Source organism: Sutterella sp. (assembly GCF_052272535.1).
GTDB lineage: Bacteria > Pseudomonadota > Gammaproteobacteria > Burkholderiales > Burkholderiaceae_F > Sutterella.
Window position 1 is genome coordinate 1 of record NZ_DAVZJY010000169.1, and the last position, 5,434, is coordinate 5,434.

The following is a 5,434-nucleotide window of genomic DNA, read 5'->3' on the forward strand; positions in this document are numbered from 1 at the left end:
CGTTGGTCAAGTGGAGAATCCCCGTCCTTCAGGGCGGGGAGTGCGTCAACGGCATAAACTGCCCGAATTCACCACTTCCCTGGAGAAGATTGAGATGGTTCCCACCCGTCATCCGCTCGGCGACGTCATCCGCCGCCGCGGCGCTCTCGTGATTGACGGCGCCATGTCCACGGCGCTCGAGAAGCTCGGCATGGTTCTGAACGATTCGCTCTGGAGCGCCCGCGCGCTGATCGAACACCCTGAATTCGTCCGCGAGGTGCACCGGCAGTACTTTGAGGCCGGCGCCAACGCCGCCATCACCGACTCCTACCAGGCGACCGAGGCGGGCTTCGGCGCCAAGGGCTACACGGCCGAAGAGGCCCGCAATTGGATCCGCCGCGCCGCCGAACTCGCCCGCGAGGCGAAGAACGACGTGCTCCTCGACCATCCCGAGTGGGTCCCCGAGGACCTCCTCGTCGCGGGCGCGATCGGCCCCTACGGCGCGTACCTCGCCGACGGGAGCGAATACACGGGCGACTATCACCTCACGCGCGACGAGTACGTGAAGTTCCATCAGCTGCGCCTCGACGCGCTCCTCGACGGGGGCGCCGACGTGCTCGCGATCGAGACGCAGCCGCGGCTCGATGAAATCGAGGCCGTCCTCTCGATGATCGAGAACCGCAACGTCACCTGCTGGGTGACGGTGACCCTGAAGGACGGCGTCATGCCCGACGGCACGGCCCTCGAGACGTTCGCGAAGGCGATGGACGCCAACCCGCAGGTCGAGGCCTTCGGCCTCAACTGCGTGAAGCGCGAATGGGTCGAGCCCGCTTTGCTCAAGATGCGCGAACTCACGCAGAAGCCCCTCGTCGTCTACCCGAACTCGGGCGAGACGTACGATCCGGTGACGAAGACCTGGCACGCCGCGGGCCCGCACGAACCCTCCTGGAGCCACTACGTGCCGCTCTGGGAGAAGACGGGCGCGCTCTGCCTCGGCGGCTGCTGCCGCACGCTCCCGCAGGACATCTCCGAAATCGCGCGCCTCGTGGGCGCCGCGAAGAAGTAGGTTTCGGAGCCTCTCACGCCCGAACGCCCCGAACGCCCGGCCGCTCCCCCACGCCGTTGGGAGCTCCCGGGCGCTCAAGAAACAGCTCGGCCGGACCTCCCGAATGCGGGAGACCCGGCCGAATCCGTTTGAAGGAGGGCCTTCAGGCCCCGGAAGGGCCTGAAGGCCTTCAGAGGCGCTTCAGATAAGGCTCTCAGAGCTTTCCTTCCTTCTGAGCCTTGACGTGTTCGGCGACGGTCATGCCGAAGACGCCCGCACTCGTGAGCTGCGCGCCGCCGACATAGTTGTCGTAGAACAAGCCGCCCGCGGCGTTGCCGATGCAGAAGAGCCCTTCGATCGGCTGGTTCTCGGTGTCGAGCACCTGCGCCTCGGTGTTGATGAGCGGGCCGCCGAAGGTGGCCGTCATGCCGCCCTGGAAGGGCACGATGTAGAAGGGCGCCTTCTCGATCACCGGGGTCTTCGGGAGCGTGTTGGGCGGCGTCATCTGCGCGGCCTTGCCCGCCTTGACCGCTTCGTTCCAGTCGGAGACCGTCTTCTCGACGGCCTTCGGGTCGAGGCCCGCGGCCTTGGCGGCGGCTTCGAGCGTGTCGCCCGTGTAGACCGGTGCGTTCGTGCGGCGGTAGGACTCCCAGTCGTTCTTCAGAATCGGAATGTCGTGGGTCGTCTGGTCGCAGATCATGAAGGCCCAGTTGTCCGGAGTCTTCGCGGCGACGTCGCGCGCCATCTGCACGTAGGTCTGGCCTTCATCGGTGAAGCGCACGCCCTGCTTGTTGACGCAGATGCCGTTGTTCACGATGTTCAGGGGGTTGGCGCCGGTCGGGCCGTAGATCGGGCCGCAGTGGTACTGATCCACGTGCACGACCTTCGGCATGAAGGGCGCGGTGAGGACGATGTTCTCGCCAGCGATGATGCGCGAGCCGCGGATCGGCATCTTGGCGCCGGCCGAGCCGATGAACTGCGTCACCAACTCCTGGTTGGCCGAATAGCCGCCGGTCGCGAGGACGACGCCGTACTTCGACGTGACCTCGGAGAGGCCCGCCTTCGTCTTGATGCGCACACCCGTCACGTTGCCCTTCTTCGGGTCGGAGAGGAGCGCGACCACCTTGGTGCTCGTGCGGACTTCGACGCCGAGGCTCTTCGCCTTGTTGAGGAGCGTCATCGCGAGCTGCGCGCCGCCCGGCTTCACTTCGCCCGTGACGAGGTGCGCGCGGGTGAGCATCGGCCAGACGAGGTGGGCGCCGGTCGCGAAGTTCACGCCGCAGTAGGAGTGCATCCACTCGAGGAGCCGTGTGCAGTTGTCGACCACCTTCTTCGTGAGGGCGGGGACGGCCTGCTGCTGCGAGACCTTCATCATGTCGTTGTAGAAGGCTTCGGCCGTGTCGTTCGCGACGCCCTTGGCCTTCTGGAACGAAGTGTTGACGCCGAGCAGGAACCCTGCCGCGTAGATCGTGTTGCCCGCAGGCATGGGCATCTTTTCAAGGAGGAGGGGCTTCAGGCCCAGTTCGGCCGCGCGCACGGCGCAGACGAGGCCGCCGCAGCCGGCGCCCACGATGATCAGGTCGTACTTCGCCTTCGGGGCGGCCTTCGCCTCAACGGCGGCGGCGCCGCCGAACATCCCCGCGGTGCCGAGCGCACCTGCAGCGGCGGTCTTGAAGAACTCTCTACGGTTTTCCAACATTTTGGGAATCTCCTTTCTTCCTGTCGGTCCGTGAGGCGCCTTCCTGCGCCCTCCGAGTCGTCCTGGGTGAACGACGGGAAGGCGTCCGGCGGGCCGGCTTTCACCAAATGCTGTGCGGCAGATTACCCCCGGGGAAAACCGATGGATGCGGGCGCTGAAGAGCATTTGATCTGAGGCCGCAGGCTTTACCTTTGTTGCGAATTGTTTCTGGCATGCGGCTTGAGAATCGCCCGCATGATCCTCAAGCCGCAGTCAAGAGAAAAGCCGCCCGGACGTTGAGGTCCGGACGGCTCTCGGGAAAATGCTGCTCAAAACGCCGATGCGGGCGGAGAAGGCGGGTGAACTACTGGCGGAGCTCCCGCGGAACGCGGTGGGGTTCGGCCGAGACGGTCGAGCGGAAGGGATTGATGTCGATTCCGCCGCGGCGCGTGAAGGACGCCTGGACCTCGAGCACCTTGAGGTCGAAGCGCGTGCGCAGGTCGTGGAAGATCTGCTCGACGCACTGCTCGTGGAAGCCGCGGTGACGGCGGTAGGAGGCGAGGTACTTGAGGAGCGACGCCGGATCCACGGGCTCGCCCGCGAGGTGGAGCGAAATCGACGCGAAGTCGGGCTGCCCCGTCACCGGGCAGAGCGAGCGGAAGACGTTCGTGGACCAGCAGACGGCGGCCGTGCGCGGGCCGCCCTCGGTGCGCCTGAGGAGCTCGGGATTAACCTCGAAGTCCTCGACCTCGACGTCGGGGCACATGGCTTCGAGGAGATCGCCCGGCATGGGCTCGACCAGGGTCTTCCAGGTCCCGAGCGGGTGCACCGCCGCCTTCACGGGGCCGCCCGCGGCGGCGCTGAGGTCGCGCGTGAGGATCGACTCGGCCTCTGCCGCGCCACCGGCGAGCCGCGTCATCGCGAAGCTCATCGCATAGAGCTTGAGCGACTTCGACTCGATGATCGACGGGGTCGAGGCGGGAACATGGAGCTCCACCTGCGCCGCCTGCGGCAGTCCCCGGGCGTTGAGCCAGGAGAACTCATAGAGACGCCAGACGTCCGTGCCCTGAAAGTCGTGGTCGCCGATCGCGTCGCGGCCGAGGCTGCGGGCGATGGGCTGCAGGAGCTCAGGGCTGTAGGCCTCGGCGTAGGTGGTGGCGCGGCCGAGCTGCGTTCCCTCGGGTTCGGGCATCAGGACGGGCATGAAGTGTCTCCGAAGAGTGGCGAAGCCCGCATTATGCCCTGCGGGTGCCCGGAACGGGCGTGAGAAGAGGCTTCCCGGCGAGGCCGAGGCGGATGTTCTCGCAGACGAGATCCGCCATGGCGCAGCGGGTTTCGACGGTCGCCGACCCGATGTGCGGGGCGAGGACGACGTTCTCGAGCTTCATGAACCCGGCCTCCACTTCGGGCTCGTGCTCGAAGACGTCGAGCGCGGCGCCGGCGATGCGCTTCTCCTCGAGCGCGCGGATGAGCGCCGCCGTGTCCACGAGGGCGCCGCGGGCGATGTTGACGAGGTACCCCTCGGGTCCGAGGGCGTCGAGAACCTCGGCGTTGACGAGGTGGTGCGTTTCGGGCGTCGCGGGAATCACCACGACGAGGACGTCCGCCCAGGCGGCGAGCGACTTCACGTCCTCAAAGCGCCGCCAGGGCACGTCCTTCGGGTGCTGCGACGTGTAGCCCACCTCCATGCGGAAGGCTTCGGCGCGCTGCGCCACGACGCGCCCGATGCGCCCGAGGCCCGCGACGCCGATGCGGCGCCCGGCGATGCGCCGTCCGAGCGGGAAGTTTTCCTTCGGCCACCGGCCCGCGCGCACAAAGGCGTCGGCCTGCGGGAGCCGGCGCGTGATGGAGAGCATCAGTCCGACGGCGAGGTCGGCGACGTCTTCGGAGAGCACGTCGGGCGTATGGGCGCAGAGGAGGTTCCGGCGGGCGATCTCCTCGACGTCGAAGCCGTCGTACCCGACACCGAAGTCGGCGACGATTCTGAGGTTCGGGTAGAGGTCGAGCTCGGCCTTGGGCACCTTGAGGTTCGAGGCGCCGACCAACACGTCCACGTGGGGCGCGATGTCGGCGAGCGCTTCGGGCGTGAGCTCGTCGCGTTGGAAGACCCGGCCGATTTCCGGGAGGCGCGGCAGGAGCGGGTGCGTCGTGATGCGGCTCGCGATGAGATTCATGATGAGGGGGCGGCCTTCGAGCATCGGATTCGTCCTTTGAAAAGAGAGAGGGATCAGTCGAGTCTAGCGGAGTGCGGGGACTGCGGCCCGAGCGGCGGGCGCCCGGGACCAGTCCTGCGGCGTTCCCGCCGCAGTCCTCCCGGAGACCTTCGGGGCGCCTCGAGGGCAAGGCAAAGATGCGTCATGGACGTTGCCTTTGTGCAAGGAAATGCATCCTGAGAATGAGCTGCCCCGAGCAAGCCGGCCCTCCATCGGCTAAGCTAGCCCGTTCGTCGTAGACGCCTCTTTCCCGCATGACGCGTCGACGGCCCGTATACAAAACCTTTCAGGGGCATCCCGTGCATCGTTGAGGCCGGCGCCGCGGATCTCGCCTCCACCCCCAAAGATGCAGCACCCCACCACTGAGAACCCGAAGCAGGTCTTCTCCCGCCGACTTGAGATCTGGCGGGCGAACGGCGCCGGCGCCGCGGCGCGCTTCGTGAACGGCTTCTTCCTCGCGCTTCTGCTCGTCTTCATTCCGCTCGAGCACGGCCCCTTCCGGGCGGTGGCGGCGAGAAA

4 protein-coding genes are annotated in these 5,434 nt (G+C 67.0%); 1 reads left to right on the forward strand and 3 read right to left on the reverse strand.

Translation table 11 applies throughout. The features are described 5' to 3' along the window. The first annotated feature begins 94 nt into the window (after positions 1-94). Positions 95-1,045, forward strand: coding sequence for a homocysteine S-methyltransferase (mmuM, locus tag ACT6Y9_RS08405; protein ID WP_295478148.1), 951 nt, complete (start codon positions 95-97; stop codon positions 1,043-1,045). A gap of 193 nt (positions 1,046-1,238) precedes the next feature. Here mmuM and ACT6Y9_RS08410 read toward each other — a convergent pair whose 3' ends face one another. The 3 genes from ACT6Y9_RS08410 to ACT6Y9_RS08420 all read right to left on the reverse strand — a co-directional run bounded on the left by ACT6Y9_RS08410 (position 1,239) and on the right by ACT6Y9_RS08420 (position 4,900). Continuing rightward, positions 1,239-2,723: an FAD-dependent oxidoreductase gene (locus tag ACT6Y9_RS08410; RefSeq protein ID WP_443744207.1), complete on the reverse strand. Its 1,485-nt coding sequence runs from the start codon at positions 2,721-2,723 to the stop codon at positions 1,239-1,241. A 343-nt stretch (positions 2,724-3,066) separates the two neighbouring features. Next, positions 3,067-3,906 carry an NADPH-dependent 7-cyano-7-deazaguanine reductase gene (locus ACT6Y9_RS08415; protein ID WP_443744208.1) on the reverse strand — a complete coding sequence of 280 codons (840 nt, stop codon included), beginning with the start codon at positions 3,904-3,906 and terminating at the stop codon, positions 3,067-3,069. A gap of 31 nt (positions 3,907-3,937) precedes the next feature. Beyond that, positions 3,938-4,900, reverse strand: a complete 963-nt coding sequence (locus ACT6Y9_RS08420; protein ID WP_443744209.1) for a 2-hydroxyacid dehydrogenase — start codon at positions 4,898-4,900, stop codon at positions 3,938-3,940. Positions 4,901-5,434 lie beyond the last annotated feature (534 nt).